Source organism: Micromonospora sp. NPDC023956 (assembly GCF_040639195.1).
GTDB lineage: Bacteria > Actinomycetota > Actinomycetes > Mycobacteriales > Micromonosporaceae > Micromonospora.
In genome coordinates this window covers 761,854-787,191 of record NZ_JBEZZN010000001.1, presented here as the reverse complement: position 1 = coordinate 787,191, position 25,338 = coordinate 761,854, and the positions used below count along the sequence as shown (strand labels likewise).

Annotated in this window: 22 protein-coding genes; 16 read left to right on the top strand and 6 right to left on the bottom strand. The window is 71.9% G+C overall.

The genetic code is table 11. The features are described 5' to 3' along the window. Position 1 precedes the first annotated feature (1 nt). Entirely contained in the window at positions 2 to 1,411 is a 1,410-nt protein-coding gene (locus AB0F58_RS02335; RefSeq protein WP_357136717.1) for a radical SAM protein, read from the bottom strand. 357 nt (positions 1,412 to 1,768) lie between these two features. Between AB0F58_RS02335 and AB0F58_RS02330 the strand changes: the two genes are divergently transcribed. Both AB0F58_RS02330 and AB0F58_RS02325 read left to right on the top strand, forming a co-directional pair. Next, positions 1,769 to 2,368, top strand: a complete 600-nt coding sequence (locus AB0F58_RS02330; protein ID WP_357136716.1) for an acyl-CoA dehydrogenase family protein — start codon at positions 1,769 to 1,771, stop codon at positions 2,366 to 2,368. Beyond that, complete coding sequence (locus AB0F58_RS02325; protein WP_357136714.1) at positions 2,356 to 3,510, top strand: acyl-CoA dehydrogenase; 1,155 nt, start codon at positions 2,356 to 2,358, stop codon at positions 3,508 to 3,510. The genes AB0F58_RS02330 and AB0F58_RS02325 overlap by 13 nt, the downstream gene beginning before the upstream one ends. Here the strand turns inward: AB0F58_RS02325 and AB0F58_RS02320 are convergent. The 3 genes from AB0F58_RS02320 to AB0F58_RS02310 all read right to left on the bottom strand — a co-directional run bounded on the left by AB0F58_RS02320 (position 3,498) and on the right by AB0F58_RS02310 (position 8,033). Further along, on the bottom strand, positions 3,498 to 5,288 hold the full coding sequence (locus AB0F58_RS02320) for an ABC transporter ATP-binding protein (protein WP_357136713.1): 1,791 nt from the start codon (positions 5,286 to 5,288) through the stop codon (positions 3,498 to 3,500). The two genes, AB0F58_RS02325 and AB0F58_RS02320, sit on opposite strands and share 13 nt — an antisense overlap. Next, a complete protein-coding gene (locus tag AB0F58_RS02315; protein WP_357136711.1) occupies positions 5,285 to 7,120 on the bottom strand; it encodes an ABC transporter ATP-binding protein in 1,836 nt (611 codons plus the stop codon). The genes AB0F58_RS02320 and AB0F58_RS02315 overlap by 4 nt, the downstream gene beginning before the upstream one ends. A gap of 85 nt (positions 7,121 to 7,205) precedes the next feature. Next, complete coding sequence (locus AB0F58_RS02310) at positions 7,206 to 8,033, bottom strand: TauD/TfdA family dioxygenase (RefSeq protein ID WP_357136708.1); 828 nt, start codon at positions 8,031 to 8,033, stop codon at positions 7,206 to 7,208. Between the two features lie 320 nt (positions 8,034 to 8,353). On the opposite strand from AB0F58_RS02310, the gene AB0F58_RS02305 reads away from it, so the two are divergent. From AB0F58_RS02305 to AB0F58_RS02295, 3 genes are all read left to right on the top strand, one after another. Continuing rightward, a complete protein-coding gene (locus tag AB0F58_RS02305; RefSeq protein WP_357136823.1) occupies positions 8,354 to 9,058 on the top strand; it encodes a 3-oxoacyl-ACP reductase family protein in 705 nt (234 codons plus the stop codon). Positions 9,059 to 9,158: 100 nt separating this feature from the next. Continuing rightward, entirely contained in the window at positions 9,159 to 11,105 is a 1,947-nt protein-coding gene (locus AB0F58_RS02300; RefSeq protein ID WP_357136705.1) for a condensation domain-containing protein, read from the top strand. 126 nt (positions 11,106 to 11,231) lie between these two features. Continuing rightward, positions 11,232 to 12,152, top strand: coding sequence for an aminoglycoside phosphotransferase family protein (locus AB0F58_RS02295; protein WP_357136702.1), 921 nt, complete (start codon positions 11,232 to 11,234; stop codon positions 12,150 to 12,152). Here AB0F58_RS02295 and AB0F58_RS02290 read toward each other — a convergent pair. Next, positions 12,130 to 13,776, bottom strand: a complete 1,647-nt coding sequence (locus AB0F58_RS02290) for an acyl-CoA ligase (AMP-forming), exosortase A system-associated (RefSeq protein WP_357136699.1) — start codon at positions 13,774 to 13,776, stop codon at positions 12,130 to 12,132. The two genes, AB0F58_RS02295 and AB0F58_RS02290, sit on opposite strands and share 23 nt — an antisense overlap. A 434-nt stretch (positions 13,777 to 14,210) precedes the next feature. On the opposite strand from AB0F58_RS02290, the gene AB0F58_RS02285 reads away from it, so the two are divergent. From AB0F58_RS02285 to AB0F58_RS02235, 11 genes are all read left to right on the top strand, one after another. Further along, positions 14,211 to 14,465, top strand: a complete 255-nt coding sequence (locus AB0F58_RS02285) for an acyl carrier protein (RefSeq protein ID WP_357136697.1) — start codon at positions 14,211 to 14,213, stop codon at positions 14,463 to 14,465. Further along, the gene (locus tag AB0F58_RS02280) at positions 14,462 to 14,587 is read left to right on the top strand and encodes a hypothetical protein (protein ID WP_357136695.1); all 126 of its coding nucleotides are present in this window, start codon (positions 14,462 to 14,464) and stop codon (positions 14,585 to 14,587) included. Before AB0F58_RS02285 ends, AB0F58_RS02280 begins: the two co-directional genes overlap by 4 nt. Continuing rightward, positions 14,580 to 15,857 carry a type III PLP-dependent enzyme gene (locus AB0F58_RS02275; protein ID WP_357136693.1) on the top strand — a complete coding sequence of 426 codons (1,278 nt, stop codon included), beginning with the start codon at positions 14,580 to 14,582 and terminating at the stop codon, positions 15,855 to 15,857. The genes AB0F58_RS02280 and AB0F58_RS02275 overlap by 8 nt, the downstream gene beginning before the upstream one ends. 40 nt (positions 15,858 to 15,897) lie before the next feature. Then, positions 15,898 to 16,842, top strand: a complete 945-nt coding sequence (locus tag AB0F58_RS02270; RefSeq protein WP_357136691.1) for a transglutaminase domain-containing protein — start codon at positions 15,898 to 15,900, stop codon at positions 16,840 to 16,842. Positions 16,843 to 16,909: 67 nt separating this feature from the next. After that, entirely contained in the window at positions 16,910 to 18,097 is a 1,188-nt protein-coding gene (locus tag AB0F58_RS02265; RefSeq protein ID WP_357136688.1) for a serine hydrolase domain-containing protein, read from the top strand. A gap of 133 nt (positions 18,098 to 18,230) precedes the next feature. Next, entirely contained in the window at positions 18,231 to 18,494 is a 264-nt protein-coding gene (locus AB0F58_RS02260; protein ID WP_357136685.1) for a MazG nucleotide pyrophosphohydrolase domain-containing protein, read from the top strand. A gap of 29 nt (positions 18,495 to 18,523) precedes the next feature. Then, a complete protein-coding gene (locus tag AB0F58_RS02255; RefSeq protein ID WP_357136684.1) occupies positions 18,524 to 19,306 on the top strand; it encodes a class I SAM-dependent methyltransferase in 783 nt (260 codons plus the stop codon). Between the two features lie 26 nt (positions 19,307 to 19,332). After that, entirely contained in the window at positions 19,333 to 22,332 is a 3,000-nt protein-coding gene (locus AB0F58_RS02250; protein WP_357136820.1) for an FkbM family methyltransferase, read from the top strand. Continuing rightward, entirely contained in the window at positions 22,329 to 22,805 is a 477-nt protein-coding gene (locus tag AB0F58_RS02245) for a (2Fe-2S)-binding protein (RefSeq protein WP_357136681.1), read from the top strand. Before AB0F58_RS02250 ends, AB0F58_RS02245 begins: the two co-directional genes overlap by 4 nt. Before the next feature lie 67 nt (positions 22,806 to 22,872). After that, positions 22,873 to 23,790 carry an FAD binding domain-containing protein gene (locus AB0F58_RS02240; RefSeq protein WP_357136679.1) on the top strand — a complete coding sequence of 306 codons (918 nt, stop codon included), beginning with the start codon at positions 22,873 to 22,875 and terminating at the stop codon, positions 23,788 to 23,790. Continuing rightward, on the top strand, positions 23,787 to 24,887 hold the full coding sequence (locus AB0F58_RS02235) for a MupA/Atu3671 family FMN-dependent luciferase-like monooxygenase (RefSeq protein ID WP_357136676.1): 1,101 nt from the start codon (positions 23,787 to 23,789) through the stop codon (positions 24,885 to 24,887). Before AB0F58_RS02240 ends, AB0F58_RS02235 begins: the two co-directional genes overlap by 4 nt. Here the strand turns inward: AB0F58_RS02235 and AB0F58_RS02230 are convergent. After that, entirely contained in the window at positions 24,878 to 25,171 is a 294-nt protein-coding gene (locus tag AB0F58_RS02230) for a helix-turn-helix transcriptional regulator (protein ID WP_357136674.1), read from the bottom strand. The genes AB0F58_RS02235 and AB0F58_RS02230 overlap by 10 nt on opposite strands. Between the last annotated feature and the right edge of the window lie 167 nt (positions 25,172 to 25,338).

The window sequence follows — 25,338 nt, the reverse complement described above, 5'->3', positions numbered from 1 at the left end:
TCTACGGCGCGGGGCGGGCCGCGCGCAGCGTGGACGAGTGCGCCGCGGCGCGGGTGATCTGGGCGAGCAGTTCCCGCCAGGACGGATCACCCGCGCGATGGGCGATGAACACGCGATCGGCCAGGGACGCCGCGAGCCGGACCTCGGACTCGGTCATCGCCTCGCAGGTCGGATAGCGGTAGAAATTGACGTGGGGCTCGATGTCCTCCACCCGGACGGTGTCCCTGGTGCCGAACGACTCCCCGGGGAGCGGCGAGTAGACACTGAAATGGGCTGCGTGCAGGGGCAGGTCCAGCGCGTCGCGTACGGTGGCTGCCAAGCGCTCCCAGTCATCCTCGGGCAGTCCGACGATGAAGAGTCCACGGACGTTCAGTCCGGACTCCACCACCGCGCTGATTCGTTCCGCGAGGTCGGCCAGGGTCCGGCGGCGGGCCGCCCGCAGGACCTTCGGGTCGGTGGACTCGATGCCAATGATGATCTCGTCGCAACCGCCGGTGCGCAGTGCTTCCAGCACGGGTGCGGTGAAGCGGTCGAGATTGCCTTCGACCGCCCAGCGCATCCGGTTCTGGCTCGCCTCGGCGACGACGTGCGCCGCCTCGATCGCGTGCCCGGGATCCGACGGGAAATCTTGATCCCGGAATTGGATCCGGTGGACGCCCAGGTCGTCGAGGCGCCGGATGTCGTCGGCGAGTTCGTCGAGTCGACGGCCGGACCAGCGGCCGTGGATCCTGATGTAGGGACAGTATCGACAGGTCCGGTCACACCCTCGGCTCGCCTGAAGATGGAGCAGGGGCCTGCCTCGTTCGTCGCAGTAGAGGTCCACCGGGAACAATCGATAGGCCGCGCCCACCAACAGTCTTTCGCTACCCAGCACGTCACTGACCGCTCGCGTCGCGTCGCCGCGCACGGCGAGGCCGGGATCGATGCCGGGCAGGTAGGTGACGACAGCGCCGAACATCAGCACGGGCACGTCCGGCTCGGCCGCCCGCAGTTGCTCGACGTACCGTACGTCGTCGCGCCAGGTCGCCAGTTGCATCTTCACCATGCGCAGGTCGGGTGGACGCGCGGCGGCCGGAGCCGGACCCGCGTGCGCGTTCTCGTCGCGCACCCGTACCGTTCGACCGGCAGCCTCCAGCGCCGCGGCCACGCTCACCATCGTGAGGTCCGGTCGCGGGGCGCCGCCCGACACGGCGATGCCCAGGTCGCCGTTCATGTCCCCGTGCACGAGGACGCCGTGGTACGGGCGGATCAGTTCGACCACCGCCGCCGCGGCGAGGAGGTCGGCGGCGGCGGGACCGACCGTCGGTTCGACCGCCAGGACCCCGGGAGCGGTGTGGTGGCGAAGCGGATCGTAGCCGCCATGGGGAATCGGCGGACCCAGCGGTATCTGTGCGGAACGGGAGTGTGCCATCGGCCCTCTTTCGGCGTGAGATCAACGTCGACGGTTGCATCTCGCGGGCGTTGCTGATCGCCCGGCGCGTGGCTCGTTCGCTGGAGCGGCCCTACTGCGGACCACCACGACCCTGTTCCCTGAACAGCGCCGGCATCCATCGATGAACGACAGAGTGTGGCGGGCCTGTCGGGGGAGCGTGGGAGTGCCTAACATATACATGTTGATCGAAGCGACGCAACCCGGCGGCGAGATCGGAACGCATTTTCATCGATCGGAATGTCGCATCTTGTTCCGGGCGGCGAGCCTTGACACAACCATTATTGACGCGCAAACCTCGTGGCACGTCGATACGTCGACCGGCAGGACGGAGATGCGATGCGGGACACCATCCGAGAGTGCGAGCACGCAGGCCACACCGACGGTCTCGCCGTCGGCCTCGGGAAGGCGCTGAGCGGGACGGCGATCAGTGCCGCCCCGGGCGGTATCGCGGCCGTGCCGTCCATTCTGGTCGCGGAGGGCGCACCGGTGATCCCGCACGAGATGGCGTCCCGCGAGGGAATCAGCTTCGTCCGGTCCGGCCCGTCGCCGGCGGCGCCGGCCGAACTGACCGCGCTCGGCGCCCGGCTGGGCGCGGTCCGGTTGGGCGTCACCCGCCGCCTGGTCGAGCGGGTGGTCGAGCACCTTGCCCACCGGATCGTCGGCGGGGAACCGACGCTGCGCAAGCAACTCGTCCAGGGCACCCTGGCCGACGCGCGGCTCGGCATCGAAGCGGCGCGCCGGTGCCTGCTGGTCGCGGGCCACCTCGGTGTGGCCGTCGCCGACGTGCACGACCGGCTGACCGCCCTGGACTGGGAGCTGGCGAAGCTGCTGGGCGCCAGCGGGTACGTCGGCCAGGGGCCGGCGTCCAGCGCCTACGTGTCCCGGCTGACCGCGAACTGCTGGATCCGCCGGGAAGGGGTGTCGTGCCCGAGCTGAGCACCGCGTTACGGCAGCTACGCGACCTGGGCCGCGAACTCGGCACCGAGCTGCGCTCCCTGGCCCTGGCGGTGGACGCCGATCCGTTCGACCGCGCCCGGTTGGAGCGTTCCGCTGCCCTCGACCTGGTCCGGGTCATGGCCACGCCCCACCGGTTCCGGCCGCGGGACGTGCCGTCCCGCGCCCGGCCGTACACCGAGAGTTGCCTGGCCCGCACCGTGGCCAACCTCGAGCTCGCCCACGGCGACGCCGGGGTGCTGAACGCCTGCGCCGCCCCCGGCCTGGCCGGTCTCGCCGTGGACGTGCTCGGCAGCCGGGAGCAGCAGGAGCTGTTCTACCGCGAGCTGGCCGAGCACCGGCTCTGGACCTTCTTCGGCATGACCGAACCGATGCACGGCAGCGACGCGACCGCCATGTCGACCCGACTCGATCCGGACCCGGACACCGGCCTGCGCCTGAGCGGGGTCAAACGGTACGTCGCGAACGCCGCGCGCGGCGGGATCGGAGTGGTGTTCGCCCGCACCGGCCGCAGCGCCCTGTCGATCCGGGCCGTCCTGCTGCTCCGCCGGACCTCCTCCTTCCGGAGCAGCACCTTGGAGATGATCGGCCTGCGCGGGGCCTGCATCGGCGAGATGTCCTTCGACGCGGTGCCGGTCGGTGCGGACCTGCTGCTCGGCAGCCACCTGCCGGCGTCTCGGCGGGGCATCTGGGGAGCCGGCCGGGCCTTCAACATCATGCGGCTACAGATCGGGGCCCAGGCGCTCGGCGTGGCGTTCGCGATCCGCGACTACGTGTGCGCCGAGCGGACGGGGTGGTCCGGGCACGAGGTGGTGTCGGCGCGGCTCGACGCGGCGCGGGAGCTGCTGTACGACAGCTCGGTCGAGGTGGACCACCACCCCGACGACCGCCGGGCACCGTGTGTCGCCAAGGTGCACGCCACCGCCCTGGCGGTCGAGGTCTCCCGGTGGGCGGAGTCCTCGCTCGGCCCGGGTGGCCTGCTGGCACACCCGCTGCTCGAGAAGTGGTGCCGCGACGTCTACGCCTTCGAGTTCATGGACGGCACCTCCAACTTCCTGCGGTTGGCCATCGCGGCGGACCAGGCGCCCCGCCAGGGGTCGGGGCGTCCTCCTCAGGCGCGGTAGGCTGCCGCCTGGATCCCGTACAGGGCGGCGTAGCGGCCCCCGTCCAGGGCGCCCAGGTGGGCGTGGGTGCCGGATTCGACGAGCCGGCCCTGGTCGAGGACGAGGATCAGGTCGGCGCCGGCCACCGTGGAGAACCGGTGCGAGACGATCACGGTGATCGCCCCGGTCCGCTCGGCGAGCTGCCGGGCGCGTTCCATCTGGCGCTGGAAGATGGCGTGCTCGCTGGGGGCGTCGAGGGAGGCGGTGGGTTCGTCCAGGACGAACAGCAGGGGGCCGTCGCGCATGACGGCGCGTGCGAGCGCGACGCGTTGCCACTGGCCCTCGGAGAGGTCGACGCCGCCGAGATCGCGCCCGAGTCGGGTGTCCATGCCGTGCGGCAGCCGCTCCACCAGGGTGGTGGCGTCGGCCTCCCGCACCGCACGGGTGATCCGCTCGCGGTCGGCCAGGTACGGCAGGTCGCCGAGGCCGACCCCCTCGGCGAAGGTGGTCCTCAGGCGTCCGAAATCCTGGAAAGCGGCACTGACGTGTGAGCGCCAGTCGGCGGTGTCGAGGTCGGCGAGGTCCGTGTCGTCGACCACGATCCGGCCCTCGTCCGGCCGGTGGAACTTGGCGAGGAGCTTCACCAGGGTGGTCTTGCCCGACCCGTACTCGCCGACGATCGCGACCACGGTCCCCGCCGGGAGGTGGACGCTGACGTCGTCGAGGGCGAGGCGGTCCGTGCCGGGGTAGCGGTAGGAGACGTGCTCGAAGGTGATGCCCCTGTCCAGCCGGGCGGGCGCGGGGGTCCTGCCGACCGTGCGGGCCGCCTCGGCGGCGGCGTACTCCCGCAGCCAGAAGTACGACTCGATGGCCGTCCTCGTGGCGAGCGTGCTGGCCGTGCGGCCCACCGCCTGCTGCACGGTCTGCCGGAGGCCGGACGCGACGGTGACGGCCATCACCACGTCACCGGGGGTGCTCCGGCCGTGCGCCGCCTGGTAGGCGACCAGGGCGAGCGCTCCGACGAACCCGCAGGCGAACACCGCCCAGCCGCCGAACTTCCACCCCGCCGCACGCATCCGTGCCCGGTAGCGCAGGTGCACCGCCTCGTCCCAGGCGGCGGCCTGCCTCCGGGCGATCTCCTCGCCGGCGCCCGCCACGCGGATGTCCTTGCCGCTGTCGGCCTGGGTACCCAGGTGAAAGAGATGACGCTGTAGCCGGAACACCTCGGCGGTCGCCATCTCGGTGTCGACCACCGCCTGCTTCCCGCGGTGGTCGAACCACAGCGGAAGCGCGGCGATCGGCAGGAGGAACAGCAGCCAGGGGCTGACGGTGCCCAGGATGACCAGGGTGACGGCCAGTTGCAGGCCGGAGCGCACCGCCATCACCATGTGCCACAGGCTGACGGAGATCTGCCAGCCGTTGTCGCGTGCTCCCTCCAGTCTGTCCAGGAAATCGGTGCGCTCCAGGTGGTCCAGGCCCTCGATCCCGGCGATCCACCCCTGGATCCTCGGTCGCAGCTCGAGGTTGACCGTGTCCGACAGCAGGGGGAGCAGATCCCAGATCGTCTGGTGGAACGCCACGGACACGGCGTAACAGACAGCCGCGACGCAGGCCGCCGCGACGGCCGTGCCCAGTGCGCGGTGGGCGCTGGCGTCGATCACCGTACGCAGGGACAGGGCGATCCCGGCGGCGGCCGCGATGGTCACCGCGCAGACCCCGAACATCGCCGCCGTGGCGACCGGATCCCGCCGCCAGGAGATCCTCAGCATCTCGGCCCAGAGTGCCAGGTAGCGCCTCACCGCAATTCGTCCTCCTCGGTCGCGTGCCGGTAGCCCTGCTGGAAGCGCCTCGCCTGGGTCCGGAACATCGTGGCATAGCTGCCGTTCGATGCGATCAGCTCGTCGTGCGTGCCGGACTCGGTGATCCGGCCGCCGTCGAGCAGCACGATCCGGTCCGCCTGACGCACCGTCGACAGACGATGCGAGATCAGGACCACCCCGGCCTCGTCGCGCCGTTCGGCCAGCCGCTGGAAGACCTCGAGTTCGGTACGGACGTCCAGGTGGGCGGTCGGCTCGTCGAGGACGAGGAGTTCCGCCCCGGTGCGCAGCGCGTACAGTGCTCGGGCCAGCACGACCTGCTGCCACTGGCCACCGGACAGGTCCACGCCACCCGTGCGGGAGCGTGCCAGCGGTGTTTCCCAGCCGTCGGGGAGGCGGTCGAGGACCGGTTGCAGCCCCGCCTCCCGGGCCACCGCCGCCAGTGCGCCCGGCTCCGGTACCCCGCCGGGACGGCCGAGAGTGACGTTGTCGGCGGCGGACAGCTCGTACTTGACGAAGTCCTGGAAGACGACGGCTATCCGCTCCCGCCAGGCGTCGGCCCTCAGGTCGGACAGGTCCTGGCCGTCGCGGACGAGAACGCGCCCACGGGTCGGCTCGTACAGTCCGGCGAGCAGCTTGATGAGCGTCGACTTGCCCGCTCCGTTCAGCCCGACGATCGCGAGCAGCTCGCCGGGGCGGATCTCCAGGTCGAGTCCGTCGAGCACGGCGCGCGTCGTTCCGGGGTAGCTGAAGCCGACCTGCTCGAAACGGACAAGAGCCGAGGAGTCGGCCGGGGCCGGGGCCGGGGCCGGGGGACGACGTCGGGCGCCCCTCCCGATGAACTCGGTCAACTCGTCGTACGCCCGGACGGCTTCGAGTCCCGCCAGCCGGGTCAGTGCGGTCTCGCCCGGACCCATCATCGTGAACAGTGCCGCCGCGGCCGTCACCACCGCGGTCTCCGTCGCGATCGAGACCTGCCCCCGGACCGCGCCCGCCGCCACGGCCGTGATCGCGATCAGCAACGGCGGGGCCACCAGCAGCAGGATCCACGACTGGCCGCGGATGCTGCGCTTCCACAGGGCGAACATGGGCTCACAGCGGACCACGTGCTGCGCCAGCAGTCGACGTACGGCCCAGTCGCCGAAACCGAAGACCCGCAGGTCCTTGCCCACTCCCGGCGAGGTGAGCATGCCCTGCCAGCGATCCGCTCTCAGCAGGTCGTCGAGCTGCGCCCGCCAGAGCCGGATGAACGTCCGTCGCTGCCGGTAGCGCAGCCGGAGGCAGAGCAGCGCGGGAACCAGCAGCAACGGCACCAGCCACCAGGCGAACTGGGCGACCACGAGGCAGGCGGCGGCCACCCCGACGGCATCCGCCGTCTGGTCGAGCTCGGCCAGGGCGGCCTGCCCCGGCGTGCGTTGCGTGTACTCGTCCGGGTCCGCCTTGGCCAGCCGGATCAGGCGCTGCGCCTCGGGCTGCTCCAGGACGTCGATGGTCGGGCTGCCCGCCACCAGGCGGGTCACCGCCGCGCGGTGTGCCCCGTCGATCCGCTGCTGGGTGAGATAGGCCAGCGGCTCCACCACCGCCTCCGCGGCGTGGCTCACGAACAGCACCACACCGAACGCCACCAGCGGCACCAGCACGATGCCGAGACTTCCGGTGCCGTCCAGCGCCGTCACCCGGCTCACGAACAGCCCCACCACCATGGCGGTCGCCGCCGGAACCAGCCTCTCCACCAGCCGGATGACGGTGATGGCGACCGTGGTCCCTTTCCCCGCGGACCACAGCGCCCGCCACAGACGGAGCGTGTTTCCCATGCGCTGTCCTCTCGCCGGTGCGTGTCCCGGAGCGGCTCGCCGGTCCCGACCCGGTCGCGGGCCCCGGCTGGTGCGGGCGGACCGGTCAGGTGGGTGCGGTGGGGCCCTCGGTGTAGAGCGCTCTGACCAGGTGGCGACGCCCGTTCGGCCCGTCCTCGTAGGACTGCCGGCCGTGGGAGAGACGGTCGTTACGGAAGACCAGAGCCTGGCCGGCTGCCAGGCGCAACGCCAGTCGGTACCGCGGGTCGTCGGTCGCCGCGCGGAGGAAGGCCAGTGCCCTGCGGAGGCCGCCGGGTGGGCCGGCCGAGAAGTTCCACGTACAGGTCTCGTTGTCCGTGTACCGGGTGACGAGGTCACCGCGTCCGTCCACCGAGAACACCGGGCCGGTGGTGCTGACGTCGATGGCGGGGATGGTGGATCGGCGACTCAGCGCGTCGGGGGAGCAGAGTGCGTCCGCTGCGGCCGGGTCCTTGTCGCGCAGCTCGGCGAAGGCGGCCACCGCGTTGAAGAGCAGGGTGTCCCCGCCCCGGTGGGCGGGGCGGACGCAGTACAGGATGGTCGTCCTGATGTGGCCGATGGCGTCGAGCAGGCCGTCCACGTGCCAGGACTGGCCAGCCGTGGTGCTGAAGGCGGGGTGTCGGTCCTTCGGGTCGCTGCGGATGTCGCTGTAGGAGGCGGAGTGTTCCTTCGTCTCCGCGAAGCGGTAGAGAGCCGGAACGTAGGGACTGCCCAGCCGGAGTGCCGCGGACAGTGCTGCGAGTTTGGCCTCGGGCGGACCCGGCTCCGCCATCGCGACCACGGCGAAGCCGCGTTCGTCGAGACTGCCCACGACCCGGTACGGGGCGTCGGGCTCTGCGAAATCTACCGGCCGGGCGCACCGTGGATCCCGGAAGTCGGCTTGCAACTGCTGCACGGACGCCTCCCGTGGGCTCGTGCCGGCGAGTGTCTCCGGCTGCTCTCTGCGTGGCGGTTCGGGCGATCGAGGGACGCTGTGTGATCTACCGTTCTGCGAGCTCATCGGCATGATCCGTGCGGAGTTCCGGTCAGCAAGAAAACTGTCGACGTCGATGTTACGTGCTACGTCCCGGCCGAGCGATCACGTGTCGGGTCCGGTGTGGTCGGTTGCGGCGCGCGGGCCGGTCGACGAGGTCCGGTGCGGGTTGCCACGCCCACGGGTAGCTGGGAGCATGCGGTCGACCCGTGACCGTCGGTGCTGACAACGGAGGGTGTCTCGTGCGGCGTTCGGTACTGGTGACTGGTGGCAGCCGAGGCATCGGTGCGGCGATCACCCGGGCATTCCTCGCCCAGGGGGACCGGGTCGCGGTCGCCCAGCGAGGCTCCGACGTTCCGGACGGTGCGCACGCGATCAGGTGCGACGTGTCCGTTCCCCAGGACGTGTCCGCCGCTTTCAAGAAGGCGCGCGAACTCCACGGCCCCGTCGAAGTCCTGGTGAACAACGCGGGCATCGCCGACAACATGCTTCTCATGGGAATGCGCGACGAGCAGTTCTTCCGTGTCCTGGAGACCAATCTGGGCGGTTCCTTCTACGCCACCCGCTGCGCGTACCCGGACATGGTGAGGATGGGCCGGGGGCGGATCGTCTTCATCTCGTCGGTAGCGGCCCTCCGTGGTTTCGAGGGCATGGCCAACTACGCGGCGAGCAAGGCGGCGCTGGTCGGTCTCGCCAGATCGCTGGCCAGGGAGATGGGCCCCCACAACGTCACCGTGAACGTCGTGGCCCCGGGGCTGATCTCCACCGACCTGGCGAAGGACCTCCCCGAGCGACGACGGGACCGGATCGTCGGCGAGGCGGCCCTGCGCAGGTTCGGCACTCCCGAGGAAGTGGCCTCGGCCGTCACCTGGCTCGCGTCGGAGGGCGCGGGCTTCGTCACGGGAGCGGTCATACCCGTGGACGGCGGTGTCGGGATGGGGCACTGAGGTGTCCACCGGCCGGTGACCATGGGGCGTCGCCCGGTCGCCGGTGGTTCCGCACCGATCGGGGCCGTCACCCGGTCCGACTCGACGGAAGGGGCGCGACATGGAGGATCCGGACGGGGGCCGACTCACGCCGGTCGTCAGGGACGGCCCCCTGACCTGGAGCCAGGAGTTCCTCTGGTTCGGGTACAACTCACCACCACCTGCGGACCGGTCCGCCCTCAATCTGCCCGTGCTCGTCCGGGTGCCGACGCGGACGGACGTGGCGGCAGCCGAGGCCGTGCTGGCGGCGCTGGTTGCCCGGCACGAATCGCTCCGCACCACCTACACCCTGGACACCGACGGCCGTCCCCGCCAACTGGTCCGAGCGCCCTACCGGCCGGCGGTGCGGCTGGTCCCGGTCGGCGGCACGGCGGAGATCTACCGCGCCAGTCTCGACTTCCAGCGGGTCGCCATCGACGTCGAGCGGGAGTGGCCGGTCCGGGCCTATCTTCTCGCCGGCCGGGACGTGCGGATGCTGCTCCTGGTGTGCAGCCACCTCGCCACCGACGGAACGGGACTGACGGTACTCGCGGAGGCCATTTCGCGGGGTGTCGCCGGCACGCTCGACCCGGACGAGGAGACGCCGGTCAGCCAGCCCCTCGACCAGGTCGCCTTCCAGGAATCCGCGGCGGGGCAGCGCGTCCTCCGGGCCGGGCTCGCGTACGGCGAGGAGGTCTACTCCCGCTCCGCGGCGTGGACGTTCGCCGGCCTGGCCCAGGGGCGCTCCCTGTCGGCAGGTGGCCACGTCAGGGCGACGCTGCACTCGGAGCGGCTGCCGACAGCCACGTCGGGCCTGGCCGACCGGCTCGGGGTGACGCGGTCGGTGGTGTACCTGGCCGCGTTCGCCGCGTTGCTGCGCGACCTCTCGGGCGGATACGGGCTGACCCTCCACTCGGACTTCAGCAACCGCCTCGACCCGGCGACCCGACGCTCGGCCGCCTGCCTGTTCCAGCCGGCCCTCCTGTGGTTGCCCCTTCCGGCCGGGACCACGGCACGCGAAGCCGTCCTCGTGGTGCGCCGGGCCATGCTGGCCGGCTTCCGCCGCGCCCGCTGCTCCTTCATGGACAGCCGGGACATGATCGCGCGAACGCAGGTACGACGCGGTCTGCTGATCCGGATCTGCGTCAACTTCGACTTCAACGAGTCCCAGCAGACGCAGAGCACGGCACCGGGGGACCGGCCGGCGGCGCGCGCGGTGACGGTCAAGCCGCTCGACATCGGGCACTCGAACCTGGACGTCCGCCTCGACGTGCGACCCGGCTCCGGGGTGGACGAACTCGTACTGGTCGCCCACGGGGTCCTGGTGCCCCCCGAGCAAGCTCGCTGTCTCGTCACCGGGATCGAGGCGATCCTGCTCATGCTCGCCGGGGATCGGACGGCCATCGACCGTGATCTCACGGATCTCGTCGAGGCGGCGGGCATCTCCCGCCCGGAGTACGGTCCGCAGTGGTCGTGGGTCGACGGATGTCTCGTCAACCGCGATCAGGTGGCAGCCGTGCTGGAGACCCACCCGGCCGTGGAGCGGTGCGTCGTGACCGTGGAGCAGGCGGACGGGCGGGACGTCCTGGCGGCGTATCTGGAGTGCCGTCGAGGGACACCGTCGCTGGCAGGTCTTCGCCGACACGTTCTCGACCGGCTCGACACCGAGGCTGCCGTCATCGTCCCGCACCGGTTCGTGGTCTGCCGCCAGCTTCCCGCCGAGCCGGGAGGCGTGGACGCGTGGCGTGACGTGCCCGTCCTCGCCAGCGGCGACGGGGTCGGCCCGATGCACGACACGCCACGCACGCCAGCGGAGGTCGCGCTGTGGCGGGCGATCACGCGGTACGCGGACGACCTGGTGCCCGACATGTCGTCGAGCTACGTCTCGGTGGGCGGCCGAGCGGCGACTGCGACCGCCGTGGTCCGCGCGCTGGCCGACCGAGGGTACGGCGGCATCGGCCCGCACGACCTGCTGCGGCCCGTCTCGCTCACGCACCTGGCGACCCACCTCACCCGACGCCGTCGGTGAGACGAGCGCGCTGGAGCGGCTGCCGTGCCGGGAGGCCGCCGGTGGTCAGCGGGCGTCGAAGTCGACAGCGGGCCCCGACAGCCGGCCAACCGTACTGGCTGAACGCGTTGCCACTAGAGTGCTGCTGTGACGGATCCGAAAAATGAGATCACCGCAGAGGTGATCGCGGAGTTGCTCCGTGCACAGCATCCCGACCTGGCCGACCTGCCGCTGACATTCGGTGCCCGTGGTTGGGACAATCAGTTGTGGCGGCTCGGGGACGATCTCGCCGTCCGAATGCCCTGGGCCACGTCGGACGCGGACGAACTGCTCCTCAAGGAACACGCCCTGCTGCCGGGAATTGCGTCTCGCCTTCCTTTGCGGATACCTGTTCCACAGCGTCTGGGGCTGCCCTCCGCGCAGTTTCCGCACCCTTGGATCGTCACCACCTGGGTCGCTGGCGAGCCGGCCGATCGTGCCCCCGTGACGCGCGACGCCGAGGCAGCCGACACCCTGGCGGCTTTCCTGACCGCCCTGCACCAACCCGCGCCCGCCGACGCCCCGGTCGGCCGGAACCGGCGTGGTGGTCCACTGGCCGCTGTCGACGAGGGCTTCAGGTACTCCCTCCGGGAGGCGACCGATCGCGGGTTGATCCCCGACCCGGCGGCGGTGCGGGAGGTCTGGGACGACGCGCTGGCAGCGCCGGAATGGACCGGCCCGGCCCTGTGGCTGCACGCGGACCTGCACCCGGCAAACCTGCTGACGAGTGACGGCGACTTCTGCGGGGTGATCGACTTCGGCGACCTGTGCGCGGGGGACCCGGGGTGCGACCTGGCTGCCTGCTGGGCGCTCCTGCCCGAGGCGGTCGTCGACCGCTTCTACCAGGGTTACTCGCCGGCCGCTGACGCGGCGACCCGGCGCCGCGCGCGCGGCTGGGCGGTGTGGAAGGCACTCGCCTGCCTGCTCGTCGGCGACAACGGAGTCCACGGCCGTCCGGGCGGGAAGGCCACCTGGGCGCCGCCGGCAGCCGCAGCCCTCCGACGCCTCACCGCGACTCGGGCGGGGTAGACGCCGGCGGCGGTGCCGTCGTGGGCGACACGGTGCGCGCGTCCGCGACGGGCGCCGCCGGGGCGACCGGTCGGGCCAGACCGTCGAGGATCATGCGGCGGAGGGCAGGTCGGTCGTACTTGTCGTTCGGGGAGCGCGGCAGCCTCGGCACCGTGACCACGGTGCCCGGGACCTGGTGGTGGGGAAGGATCTCCCGGAGCGCCCGGGTGAGCAGCTCGGTGTCGCAGGGCGACGGCACCGCGAGGACGATCCGCTGGCCCTGCTTCGGGTCGTCGACGCCGAACGCGGCCGCCTCGGCGGTCAGCCCGGTGGCCAGTGCGGCTGACTCGACCTCGGTCGGGCTGACGCGGTAGCCCGACGTTTTGATCATTTCGTCGGTCCGGCCCACGAAGTAGAGAAAGCCCTCCTCGTCGCGGTAGGCCAGGTCGCCGGACCAGACCGCGACGTCACCGCGCAGGCCGGGGTTGCGGTCCGGCACCGGGCGGAACCGGTGGGCGGTGGCCTCCGGGCTGTTCCAGTACCCCAGGGCCACGGTGGGGCCGCGGTGGACCAGTTCACCGTGCTCACCGGGCTGGCACTCGGTCCCGTCCGGCCGTAACACGCGCACGTCCGCGTTCGGGATCGCCTTTCCGATCGATCCCGGCCGTCGGTCGACCTCGGCGGGATCCAGGTACGTCGAGCGGAAGGCCTCCGTGAGCCCGTACATGAGGAAGGGCTGCGTCCGGGGGAGGCGGTGGCGCAGGCCGTCCAGGGTGGTCCTCGGCATCGCGCCGCCGGTGCTGGCGAAGTACCGGAGGCTGGCGGCGGCCTCGGGCGGCCAGTCGGCGGACGCGAGTTCGCACCAGGTCGGCGGCACGCAGGTCAGCCCGGTGACCCGGTGCCGGGCACACAGCAGGGGCACCTGACCGGGCCGGAGGTAGGTCGTGAGCACCAGGTGGGCGCCGGCGGTGAGAGCGGTGGTGACCTGGCTGAACCCGGCGTCGAAGCTGAGCGGGAGCACGGACAGGATCACGTCGTCGGCCCGGTGGGCCAGGTAGCCGGCCACGCTCTCGGCGCCGGCGACCAGGTTCCGGTGCGAGACGACAACCCCCTTGGGGGAGCCGGTGCTGCCGGAGGTGTAGAAGATCGCCGCAGGGTCGTTCTCGACGGTCCCGGCGCCGGCTGCCGCGACGGCCGGGTCACCGCCGGCCGGCCGGCCGGCGGTGACGTCGTCGAGCGTCACCACGTGTGCGACGCCGTTCCCGCCTGCCGCCCGGACGATGCCCACGCGCTCGGCCACGGTGACGACCACCCGGGGCGTGCAGTCGCTGACGACGTGCCGGAGCTGACGTTCTCGAAGGTGTGGGTTCACCGGTACGAGCACCGCGCCCACCCTGGCGACGGCAAGCATGACGACCACCGTGTCGATCCGCTTGTCGGTGTAGACGACCACCCGGTCGCCGTGGCCGACCCCCAGTTGCAGCAGTCCGGCGGCGGCGTGGGTGACCCGGCGCCGCAGGGTGGCGTAGGTGACGGTCTCCCCACGGTGGGTCACCGCCGGACGGTCGGGGTCGCCCCGCTCGGCCAGGTGGTCCACCCGAATGCCGGGGTACGCCGCAGCCCGGCGATCTGGATCACTCTGCATGGATGCCAATCGTTGCGACGTCGCGCGCCGACCTGCGCCGAGAACGATCTTTGCCGCGCCTGGTCGAGGGGTATTGCGGGGTGCGGTCGCACGCGATGCTATGCGGGCCGGATGGGGATCGCAAGCCTCTTGACGGTCGCTGGTGCGACGGTTAGCCTACTGATCAAGTTACATGTATCTATGTGTTGCCACTGAACCTGTCATCGCGACAAAAAGAGGTGCGCTTTCTGTGCGGGCTTGATTCGGAGCGGCTTCTCGGAAGTCACACGAACTGTTGATCCGTCGCAATTACGCCACCTGTCACTGGCCGGGCTCAGTCCGTCCGGTCGGGCACCGCGCGACGGTCGCCTGCCTCGACTGCGCCGAGCCCGGCGGATCCAGGACGGCGGCGAGTCTCGCCCCGGGCGCTGGCTGGCTGAAGGGACGACATCCGCATGACCGATGACAGCCTGGACCCCGGCTTCGAGCGGATCCTCCGGAACGTCCTGCCCTTCCTGGGCGAGGGGCAGCTCAGGCCGGACACCGATCTGCTCGCAGCGGGGCTCGACTCGATGAAGGCGGTACAACTGCTCACCGAGATCGAGGACACGTACGAGGTGATCATTCCCGACGAGGCGGTGCTGGGCGACGTCTTCGCGACTCCGGGCGACCTGTGGCACCTGGTCCGCGAGCAGCGGGAGTCGGTGTGACCGCAACCGGGGCGGTCGTCGTCGGCCGCTCCGCCGACGAACCGCTGACGATCATCGTCGAGGCGCCGGTGCGCCACGGTGACCCTCCGGCGCCGGCCGCGGCGACCACCACCCATGGTTGAGCCGTCTGCGGAAGCGCTCGTCGCCGCGTACGGCAGTCCGCTGTACGTCTACGACCTGGCCCGGGTGGAGGCGGCGTACCGCGACCTGCGGGCGGCGTTGCCCGCACCGTCGAGCCTGCTGTACTCGATGAAGGCCAACCCGCATCCGCTGATCGCGGCCCGGTTGCGGCAGGCCGGCTGCCGGTTGGAGGTCAGCTCGCCGGGAGAGCTCTCGGCCGCGTCCCGGGCCGGCGCCGACGGCCACGACGTGCTCTACACCGGCCCCGCCAAGGGGCTGGCCGAACTGGACCGCGCGGTGGCCGGCGGGGTGCGGTCCTTCTCGGTCGAGTCGTTCGCGGAGCTGCGGCGCCTGGGGCAGGTGGCGGCACGGCGGGGTGTCGACCTGACCGCGCTCCTGCGCGTGAACGGTGGCGGTGCCGTCGGCGCGCCGGGCCTGCGCATGACCGGAACCGCCACGCAGTTCGGCATCGACGCCGAGACCCTGGCCGCCGAATGGTCACCGGATCTGGTGCCCGACCGCGTTCGGGTAACCGGTCTGCACCTGTTTCCCGTCACCAACGCCCGCGACGAGGACCAGCTCCTCGACGAACTCGCCGCGGCCGTCGACACGGCGGTCGAGATCGTCCGGGCCTGTCGGCTCGATCCCGAGGTACTCGACCTCGGCGGCGGGTTCGGCGCCCCCTATGCGGCGCCCGGCTCCCGACCCGCTTATCCCCGGCTGCGCGCGGAGGCGGCGAAACGGCTCGACGAGGCGTTCCCGGGCTGGCGGACGGGCAGCCCGGAGGTGACGTTCGAGTCCGGCCGGTACCTGGTCGCGGAGTGCGGCACGTTGCTGACCACGGTCGTCGACGTCAAACGGACGCGGGGCAGGACCTACGCCCTGCTCGATGCCGGGATCAGTGTCCTCGGTGGAATGACCGGGCTGGGCCGGCTGCTGCCGATGCGGGCAGCGCCGGTGGCCCGACCGGGGAGCCCGGGTGACGTGCCCGTGGTGGACCTGGCCGGTCCGAGCTGCACCCCGCTCGACGTGCTCGGCCGCAACGTGCCGCTGCCGGGAGCCCGTCCGGGCATGGTCCTCGCCATCCCCAACGTCGGCGCCTACGGACTGTCGGCCAGCCTGATCGGGTTCCTCAGTCGGCCGATGCCCGCCGAGGTGCTGCTCGACGGAGAGCAGGTGGTCGCGTGCAGCCGTCCCGAGATCCACCACGTTCCGGTGACCCCGGCGCGGAGCGGGCCGGACAGCCGTGGCCACGACAGTGCCACCGGTTGAGCGTGACGACGCCGGGCACGTGGCGGTGACAGGAGGAAGAGTGGGCCAGGTATCGCCGCGGACCGTCGTCGCCCGCGTCCGGACCGTCGGCGACCGGCATCGCGCATTCTCCGTCGCGCGGGCCGACCTGCGGCACCAGTACGGCATCGACGACGACCTGGCGGAGACGCTGCTCGGCCTCGGGCTGCCTCATCGCCGTACCGGTGGCGGGCTGTCGTTCGACCCGCTCGACCTGGCGAACGTCGCGTCGGGCCTGGACCTCGAGTGCCCGGAGCGGGTGCTCCTGAGGCGGTGGAGCCGGACCTTCGGCGCCGGCCTGCACCGTGACCGTGGGGCCTACGAGATCAAGCTCAACTGGCGGTGCCCGGCGCCGGGGCACGTCGGGGCCTGCCGGTTCACGATCGGATCCATGGCGGCGGCCATCGTGCCGGGCGACCTGCCCGCACTGCTCACCGGAAGCTCGCTGAGCGGGCGGGCCGAGCCGCTGAGTCAGGCCCACGACTTCGGATCGACCCTGGACGAGGTGGTGGCGGCGGCGCGCCGCCTGACGTTCCACCGGCTTCCCGAGGCCCTCGTGGCGGACCTCGGCTACCTCGCCGACACCGGACTGGCCGACTGCCGACTGGCCAACCTGTACCTGCGGAAGCTGTCCGAGGCCGCCGGCCTGACCGTCCGGCCCGCTGCGGGGCTGCTGGTCGGCGTGCCGGTCCCGGCTCGGCACGTCTGGTTCGAGGTGCTGGTCGGCGACCGGTGGACGGCGGCCGACCCGTTCTTCCTGCACACCCTGGCGAGCTGGGGCATCATCCGGGAAGACGAGTGGCCACCGCACCACTCTCCCCGCAACGTCCTGGTCCGCCTTGCCGTGCTGCCCACGGTCGGCGGCCCCCTGGTCCTCCATGACGGTCGGCCCGCGCCGGTACGGATCCTGGCGCGATGGGTGCCGGCCCCGTCCGGCACCGGGTCGACCGGCGAGGACGAGCGATGACGCGGGCCGGCGCAGGGGCCGACGAGCGCGGCGTTCCCGAGCGAGAACGGACCACAGGGGAGGGGAAGTGACCACAGGCGGCTTCTCGCCGAAACGCCTGACCCGGGTGCGGGACGTGCTCGAGCGTCACGTGGATGCCGGCCACGGTCCAGGGGCGGTCGCCATCGTCGCCCGTCGCGGTGAGGTCCACGTCGAGGCGACGGGCACGCTCGCCTTCGAGGGCGAGGGCTCGACGACACCGATGGCCGCCGACACGATCTGCCGCATCGCGTCGTGGACGAAGTCGATCGTCGCCGCCTGCGCGATGACCCTCGTCGAGGACTGCACCCTGCGGCTCAACGACCCGGTCGACGCGTTCCTCCCGGAGCTGGCGGACATGACCGTACTCGTCGATCCGAACGGGCCGCTGGACCACACCGTCCCGGCGAAACGCCCGGTGACGCTGCGGGATCTGCTCACCTGCCGGCTCGGCACCGGCACGATCCTGGCCGAGCCCGGAACGGTCCCGATCGCCGACGCGCTGATCGCGCTCGAGAGCGCGGACGACCCGGACGAGTGGATCCGCCGCCTCGGCGCGCTGCCGCTCGCCTACCAGCCGGGTGAGCGCTGGATGTACTACATCCCCAACATCGCGTTGGGGGTGCTCGTCACCCGCGCCACCGGCATGTCGCTCGACGACGTCCTGCGGGAGCGGATCCTCGGACCACTCGGGATGAGGGACACCGCCCTCAGCGTCGGCCGCGACAGCGCCGGCCGGCTGGCGAGCGCCTACGTGCGCGACGCCGCCACCGGCGCCTTCGTCGTCGAGGAGACGACCGACGGGCTCTGGAGACGGCCACCGGCGTTCAAGGCGCCGGCCAGCGGCTTGGTCTCCACCGCCGACGACTTCCTCGCCTTCGCCACGGCCCTGCTCCACGGCGGCACCCACCGGGGCGTACGGATCCTCTCCCGGCCGTCGGTGACGCTGATGACCACCGACCACCTGACGATGCGGCAGAAGGCGAGTTCCCGGTTCGTCTGGCCGCCGGGGTTCTTCGACGACTTCGGCTGGGGGTTCGGGCTGGGCATCACCACCCGACGCACCCACCTCGGCCCCTCGGCCGGGAGCTACGGGTGGTACGGCAAGTACGGCACGACCTGGTTCAACGATCCGGCCGAAGACCTGACGACGATCCTCGTCGTGCAGTCCGAGTCGTGGTGGCTGCCGGTCTACCTCGACTTCTGGACGGCCGCCTACCAGGCGATCGACGACTGACAGCGGCGGCGCCCGCCGGACCGACCCGGCGGGTGCCCCATGGCCGAAGGGCCAGTAGGCAGGACACCGTCCCGACAGGAGTATGGAGCCACATTTCGACGAGCACCGATCCCGTCCGGACACGGAGGAAAGCATGGACCTGGCTTCCCTGCAACGAATCGCCTGGGACAACAAGGTGCGGAAGGGCTACAACACCACCGACGTGCCGCTGGAGTTCTGCATGCTCCAGGAGAAGGCCGCCGCGTCCTTCACCGCGTGGCGGAGGGGGAAGGAGATCCTCGGGGAGGAACTGGCCGACGTCGTCCTCTACGTGTCGAGCATCGCCGAGATGACCGGCCTCGATCTCCAGGAGGCGGTCAGGACGAAGGTCGCCAAGAACGCGGCGCGCGCCACCTGAGGGGACACCGGCGACGGAGGGTGACGGCCATGACCGAGATCGGAACGCGCGGGCTCTCGTTCGGTGAGATCGCCGACCGGTACGACCGTTTCCGGCCCGGCGTGCCGACGGCGGCCCTGGACTGGCTCCTCCCGGACGACTGCGAGACGGCGGTCGACCTCGCTGCCGGCGCCGGCGCGCTGACCCGGTGCCTGGTGGACCGGGTGCGGTACGTCGTCGCCGTCGAGCCCGACCCGCGCATGCGTGAACTCCTCGCCCGCAACTGCCCGCAGGCGCGACTGCTGCCGGGGACCGCCGAGGAGATGCCCCTGCCCGACGGCAGGGCCGACGCGCTGCTGATCTCGATGGCGTGGCACTGGATGGATCCGCAGCGCGCCATGCCGGAGATCGCACGGGTGCTCCGAGAGGGCGGCACCTTCGGCGTCCTGTGGAACCACCGGGACCTCTCCGTCCCCTGGGTCGCCGACCTCGACCGCTTCACCCGCGCGCTGCGGGCCCGCGCGAGCGGCCCGGGTGCCACCGCCGCGGCACCGAGCCGTGACGTCCCGGACCCGCCGACCGGGTCGCTGTTCAGCCCTCTCGTCGAACGGCGCTTCACCTGGTCGATGCCGGTCACCGCCGGGGAGATCGTCGGGCTCCTGGGCACCGACGCCAGCGCGATCGCGCTCTCCGTCGAGGCCCGGCACGCCGTGGACGAGCGGGTGACCGGGTACCTGCACGACGAGCTGGGCCTGTCGGGCGACCGGACGATCGAGCTGCCGGTGGCGTGCCGCCTGCTGCGCGCCGTCAGGAACCCGGGCGTCGTACCGTGAGCGCCTTCGGTTCCCGGGTGAACCGGATGGAGGACCTGCGGCTGCTCACCTCGGGCGGCACCTACGTCGACGACCTGCGGGTACCCGAGCTGGTCGGGGCGGCGTACGTGACCTTCGTGCGGTCCCCGGTCGCGCACGCGGCCATCACCGGCGTCGACACGTCCAGGGCGGCAGCCCATCCCGGAGTGGTGGCCGTCTACACGGCTGCGGACCTGGCCGGTCTGCCCGCACCCCAGCCCTTCCGGCGACCGGGGCACGACCGCGGGTTCTTCGCCGAACCCCTGCTCGCGGGGGAGAAGGTCCGATTCGTGGGCGAGCCGGTCGCGGTGGTGCTCACCGGCACCCGGTATGCCGGCCAGGACGCCGCCGCGCTCGTCGACGTGCGCTACGAGCGGCTCCCCGCCGTCGTGGGGCCCGCGCGGGCGCTCCTCGACGACACGCTCCTGTTCGAGGAGGCGGGCACCAACCTCGCCGACCAGCGGGACCGCGACACCTACGACGACGCCGCCTTCGCCGACGCGGAGGTGGTCGTCGAGCGGGAGGTCGTGAACCACCGCGTCGCCTGCGTCCCGATGGAGTGCCGCGCCACCGCGGCAGCCTTCGACGGCACCCGGCTCACCGTCTGGCACAGCACCCAGAACGCCCAGCGCTGCCGGAGCACCCTGGCCGAGTCCCTGGGCCTCCCCCCGGACGTGATCCGGGTGGTCGTCCCCGACGTCGGCGGTGGGTTCGGCGCGAAGATCGGCATCGACCGGGACGCGATCGTCGTCGCCTGGGCGGCGTGGAAGTCGAGAGGCGCGGTGCGGTGGGCGGAGAGCCGCGCCGAGAACCTCGTGGCCATGACCCAGGGCCGTGCCCAGCTCAACCACGTCACGATCGGCGGCAGACGCGACGGCACGATCACCGCCTACCGGCTCGACGTCGTCCAGGACGCGGGTGCCTACCCGCGCACCAGCACCCTCGCCCCCGTCACCTGCACGATGGCTCCCGGCGTGTACGACATCCCGCACGTGCAGACCGGCTACCGCGTCGTGGTCACCAACACGACCCCGGTCAACAAGTACCGTGGCGCAGGCCGGCCGGAGGCCACGGCCGCCATCGAGCGGGCGGTGGACCTGTTCGCCGCCGAGATCGACATGGACCCGGCCGAGGTCCGCCGCCGCAACCTCATCGCGCCGGACGCGTTCCCGTTCCGCACCCGGACCGGAGCCCGGTACGACTCCGGTGAGTACGAGAAGGCCCTCGACCAGGCCCTCGCCGCAGCCGGCTACCCCCACCTCAGGAAAGAGCAGGCCGCCCGCAGGGCGGACGGCTGCGGGCGCGTGCTCGGCATCGGCCTCTGCGTCTACGTGGAGATGACCGGCGGCGGTGGGGAGACCGGCGCCGTCGCCGTGGACGCCGACGGGCACGCGACGGTCCTGACCGGTAGCTCGACGCAGGGCCAGGGACATCACACCGCCTGGGCGATGCTGGTCGCGGCCGAACTCGGCATCCCGATGGACCAGGTCACCGTCGTTCACGGGGACACCGACCTGATTCCGAAAGCCGTCGGCACGTACTCGAGCCGATCCCTGCAGCTCGGCGGTTCCGCGGTCCACAAGGCTGCCACCGAGGTCAGGGAGCAGGCCCGGCAGCACGTCGCCGACCTTCTCGGAGCCGGTGTGGCCGACGTCGTCCTCGATACCGGTTCCGGGACGTGGCACGCGGCAGGCGACCCCGGCCGCTCCGTGACCTGGGCCCAGGTCGTCACGCACGCCGGGGTGGAGCGGATCGGTGCCGACGTCGAGTTCGAGGCGGACCGGCCGACCTTCCCGTTCGGCGCGCACGTCTCGGTCGTCGAGGTCGACACCGAGACGGGGGCCACCACGGTGCTGCGCCACGTGACCGTCGACGACGCGGGGCGGATCCTCAACCCGGTCCTCGCCGAGGGCCAGCGCCACGGCGGCATCGCGCAGGGGATCGCCCAGGCGCTGTTCGAGGAGGTACGCCACGACGAAGCGGGCCACCCGCTCGACGCGACGCTCACGGCCTACCGGACCGTCACCGCCGCCGACCTGCCCGACTTCGAACTCGAAGCCAGCGAGACGCCCACCGACGTGAACCCCCTCGGGGTCAAGGGAATCGGCGAGTCGGGCACGATCGGCGCCACTCCCGCGGTGCAGAACGCGGTCGTCGACGCGGTCGCTCACCTCGGTGTCCGGCACGTGGACATGCCGATGACGCCGAGCCGCGTCTGGGCGGCGATCGAGGCGGCAGGCTCACCGGTCGACGGGACCGCACCGACCGGCCCGCAGGGCGAGAGCGAGGTTGTCATGGTCCGTCCGGCACCGGGTGACGTGCGGGACCTCCCGGCGTGCACCGAGAACCTGATGACGTCCCAGGAGCGGCGCCGCGTCCTCCTCCGGGACGTCGACGTGGTCATCGACGGCGGTGCGAACGGCGGTCAGTACGCGAAGTGGCTGCGCCAGTGCGGCTTCGGCGGGACGATCATCTCGTTCGAGCCGGCCTCCGACACTTTCGCCGTGCTGTCCGAAGCCGCCCGGTCGGACGACGACTGGCACTGTCACCACGCGGCGCTCGGGCCGGAGGACGGCCAGGTCCTGCTGCACCTCACCCGGACGTCACTCGGCTCGTCGGTGTTCCGGCGTACCGACCTCCCCTCCCGCCTGTGGCCGGACGACGTCGACGTCGGCACGGAGCTGGTGCCGATGCGGGCGCTGCGCTCGCTCTGGTCCGAACTCGGCTGCGACGGCCGCCGGGTGTACCTGAAGCTGGACGTGGAGGGCGCGGAGCTGTCCGTCCTCGAGGGCGCGGGTCCGGTCCTCGACCGGGTCGCGCTGCTCGAACTCGAACTGCCGTTGGTCGCCGTGCACCAGGACGCGCCGACGCTCACCGAGATGCTGAGCTTCCTCACCGAACGGGGCTTCTCGGCGGTCGCCCTGGAGCAGAACCACCGTGGCGACGAGGCGACCGGTCAGATGTTGATGGTCGACGGCATCTTCCGGCGAACGGGCGGAAACACGTGAACCGCATCCGCGTGCGGGTGGACGGCACCGAGTACGAGGACGAGGTGGAGCCCCGGCTCCTACTGGTCAGCTTTCTGCGGGACCGGTTGGGCCGCACCGGCGCCACGATCGGATGCGACACCGGCGACTGCGGCTCGTGCACCGTCGACCTGGACGGGGCGAGTGTCAAGAGCTGCTCGGTTCTGGCGGTCCAGGCGGACGGGTGTGCGGTGACCACCATCCACGGGCTCGCCCAGGACGGCGAGTGGCACCCGCTGCAACGGGCGTTCCACGAGCAGCACGCCCTCCAGTGCGGCTTCTGTACCCCCGGCATGATCATGAGTGCCCGCGATCTGCTGCGGCGCAACCCCGACCCCAGCCCGCAGGAGGTCCGGGAGGCGCTGAAGGGCAACCTCTGCCGCTGCACCGGTTACCAGAACATCGTCCGGGCCGTGCTCTCCGCGGCGTCGGGCCGGGAAGCGGGACGGGCGTGACCGCCCCGCGACGAGGCATGGCGGTCCCGCGCCGTCCGAGCGCCCGGCAGGGCCGGCGGGGTGCGGCATGATCCCCGCGCCGTTCGACTACACCCGCCCGGCGCGCCTCGGGGAGGCCGTCCGGGCGCTGGCGGCGGGCGGCGGGGAGGCGACGGTGCTGGCCGGCGGTCAGAGCCTGCTGCCGATGCTGCGACGGCGACTCACCTCGTCGAGCCTGCTGGTCGACGTGGGCCGGGTGCCGGAGCTGCGCGGCGTTCGGGAGACGGCCGGCGCGCTCGTCGTGGGCGCCATGAGCACCCTCCACGACATCCACCACGACCCGCTCGTCCTCCGGCACGCCCCGCTGCTGGCCACCACGACGGCGATGGTCGGCGATCCCGCCGTACGCCATCGCGGCACCCTCGGCGGCGCCGTCGCCCACGCCGACCAGGCGGGCGACCTGAACGCGGTGGTGCTGGCACTGGACGGCGAGCTGGTGGCGGAGGGCCCGCGCGGGCGGCGCACCATCCCGGCTGTCGAGTTCTTCGTCGACCACCTGACGACCGCGCTGGAACCGGACGAACTGCTCGTCGAGATCCGGCTGCCCAAGCTGGGGGAGGGGTGGGGGTTTCACTACGAGAAGTTCCAGTTCTCCGCGCAGACTCCCACGACGGTCGGCGTCGCCGTGGCGGTGCGCCGGGAGAACGGCGGTGTCGCCGAGGCGCGTATCGGGCTGGCGAACATGGGCGGCACGCCGCTTCGGGCGTCCGTGGCCGAGGCGGCGCTGGCCGGTGCGGACGCCACCGAGGCGGCCGTGGCGCGGGCCGCCACGACGGCGGCCGAGGGCACGTCGCCGGGGCCCGATCCGGGTGCCCCACCCGGATACCGGGCCCACCTGACCCGGGTGCTGACGCGCCGCGCCGTCCTCGCGGCAGCCGGCCTCCGGCAGCGCCGCACGTCGCTGCGCACCGGGTCCCCGCTGGCGGAAGAGGAGGGTCAGGGATGACCGAGCAGCAGCACGAACCCGAGGCTCGGGGTGGTGGTGGGGGCGAGACGGCCCGTGCGGTGGGTCTGTACTTCTTCTCGGCTCTCCAGGAGGAGTCGGACGACGCCGCCGCCTTCGATCTGCTGCTCGACGCGGCCAGAGCGGCGGACCGCGCCGGTCTCGACTTCGTCTGGGTACCGGAGAGGCACTTCACCCGGTTCGGCGGCGGCCACCCCAATCCGGCGGTGCTCGCCGCGGCCATCGCCGTGGTCACGCGCAACCTGCGCATCCGTGCGGGCAGCGTCGTCCTGCCGCTGCACGATCCACTGCGGGTCGCGGAGGAGTGGTCCGTGGTCGACAACCTCTCCCACGGCCGGGTCGAGATATCGGCCGCGACCGGCTGGAACCCGCGGGACTTCGTGCTCGCGCCCGGGGACTACCGGCGGCGGGCGGCGCGGGCCACCGAGCACCTCCGGACCGTGCGGCAGCTGTGGAGTGGTGGGGAGATCACCCGAGAGGGGCCGGACGGGGCCGAGTACCGGGTGCGCACCTACCCTCGTCCCGTCCAGCCGGTGCTGCCCTACTGGATCACCGCCGCGGGTAACCCCGCCACCTTCGAGTACGCGGGCGAGGCCGGCGCCAGCCTGCTGACCAGCTACGGCCTGTTCAGCCACGACGAACTCGCCGAGCGCATCGGGCTCTACCGGCGGGCCTTCGCGGCGCATCACGGCGGGCACGGGCGGGTCTGCCTGATGGTGCACGCCGCCATCGGAGGCCAGGGCGCCGACACCCGCCGCCTCGCCCGGGAGCCACTGCGCCGCTATCTCGCCTCCTACCTCGGTCAGCAGGACTCCGCGACCGATCCGGCTCTGGCGGCGAAACGGCTCGACTTCGCCGTCCACCGGTATCTGCGGGGTCGTTCGCTGATCGGGGACCGTGCCGAGGCGACGCCGATTCTCACCAGGATCTTCGAGGTGGGCGCCGACGAGGTGGCCTGCCTGGTCGACTTCGGCCTGCCGCGCGACTCCGTGCTCGAGACGGTCGCCGCGCTCGCGGAGCTTCGCGCGGAGTTCCGTCGCGGGACTGGCGGGACGGTCCGCCCGGCTGCTCACTCCTGAACGATCCGGGACCTCAGCCAGGCAGGCGGTAGCCCCGTGAACAGCTCCCACTTGGTGGCGATGACGGCTATCTCCACCCGCGAGCCCACTCGGAGCTTGAGCATGATGCGCGCGATGTGCTCGCGTGCCGTTCTCTCGGAGATGCCCAGCTCCATGCCGATGCTGTAATTGGTCATGCCGGTGGCGACGAGGCGGATCACCTCGGACTCCCGGGCACTCAGGGCAGACATCATCGAGCGAATTTCATCGATCTCGTCAACTGTGTCGGTGCTGTTCCTGGACATCGTGTGCCTCCATGGCGGAATGCCTTGTCCCCGTAGCCGGCCATTACCCTGTCAGTGCGTCGGTCCCGTGACGCGGATCCCCCTTCTTCGTGGAAGTCCTGCCGGGCCGGTCGGGGGACAGGTGGCCACGCCCGCGACGGCGTACGTCGGGACGTGATCCCACTCCC

Coding starts and splice junctions, on each gene's coding strand:
- AB0F58_RS02335 (WP_357136717.1), bottom strand. CDS start 1,411: ATGGCACACTCCCGTTCCGCACAGATACCGCTGGGTCCGCCGATTCCC.
- AB0F58_RS02330 (WP_357136716.1), top strand. CDS start 1,769: ATGCGGGACACCATCCGAGAGTGCGAGCACGCAGGCCACACCGACGGT.
- AB0F58_RS02315 (WP_357136711.1), bottom strand. CDS start 7,120: ATGGGAAACACGCTCCGTCTGTGGCGGGCGCTGTGGTCCGCGGGGAAA.
- AB0F58_RS02300 (WP_357136705.1), top strand. CDS start 9,159: ATGGAGGATCCGGACGGGGGCCGACTCACGCCGGTCGTCAGGGACGGC.
- AB0F58_RS02290 (WP_357136699.1), bottom strand. CDS start 13,776: ATGCAGAGTGATCCAGATCGCCGGGCTGCGGCGTACCCCGGCATTCGG.
- AB0F58_RS02285 (WP_357136697.1), top strand. CDS start 14,211: ATGACCGATGACAGCCTGGACCCCGGCTTCGAGCGGATCCTCCGGAAC.
- AB0F58_RS02275 (WP_357136693.1), top strand. CDS start 14,580: ATGGTTGAGCCGTCTGCGGAAGCGCTCGTCGCCGCGTACGGCAGTCCG.
- AB0F58_RS02260 (WP_357136685.1), top strand. CDS start 18,231: ATGGACCTGGCTTCCCTGCAACGAATCGCCTGGGACAACAAGGTGCGG.
- AB0F58_RS02255 (WP_357136684.1), top strand. CDS start 18,524: ATGACCGAGATCGGAACGCGCGGGCTCTCGTTCGGTGAGATCGCCGAC.
- AB0F58_RS02250 (WP_357136820.1), top strand. CDS start 19,333: ATGGAGGACCTGCGGCTGCTCACCTCGGGCGGCACCTACGTCGACGAC.
- AB0F58_RS02240 (WP_357136679.1), top strand. CDS start 22,873: ATGATCCCCGCGCCGTTCGACTACACCCGCCCGGCGCGCCTCGGGGAG.
- AB0F58_RS02235 (WP_357136676.1), top strand. CDS start 23,787: ATGACCGAGCAGCAGCACGAACCCGAGGCTCGGGGTGGTGGTGGGGGC.
- AB0F58_RS02230 (WP_357136674.1), bottom strand. CDS start 25,171: ATGTCCAGGAACAGCACCGACACAGTTGACGAGATCGATGAAATTCGC.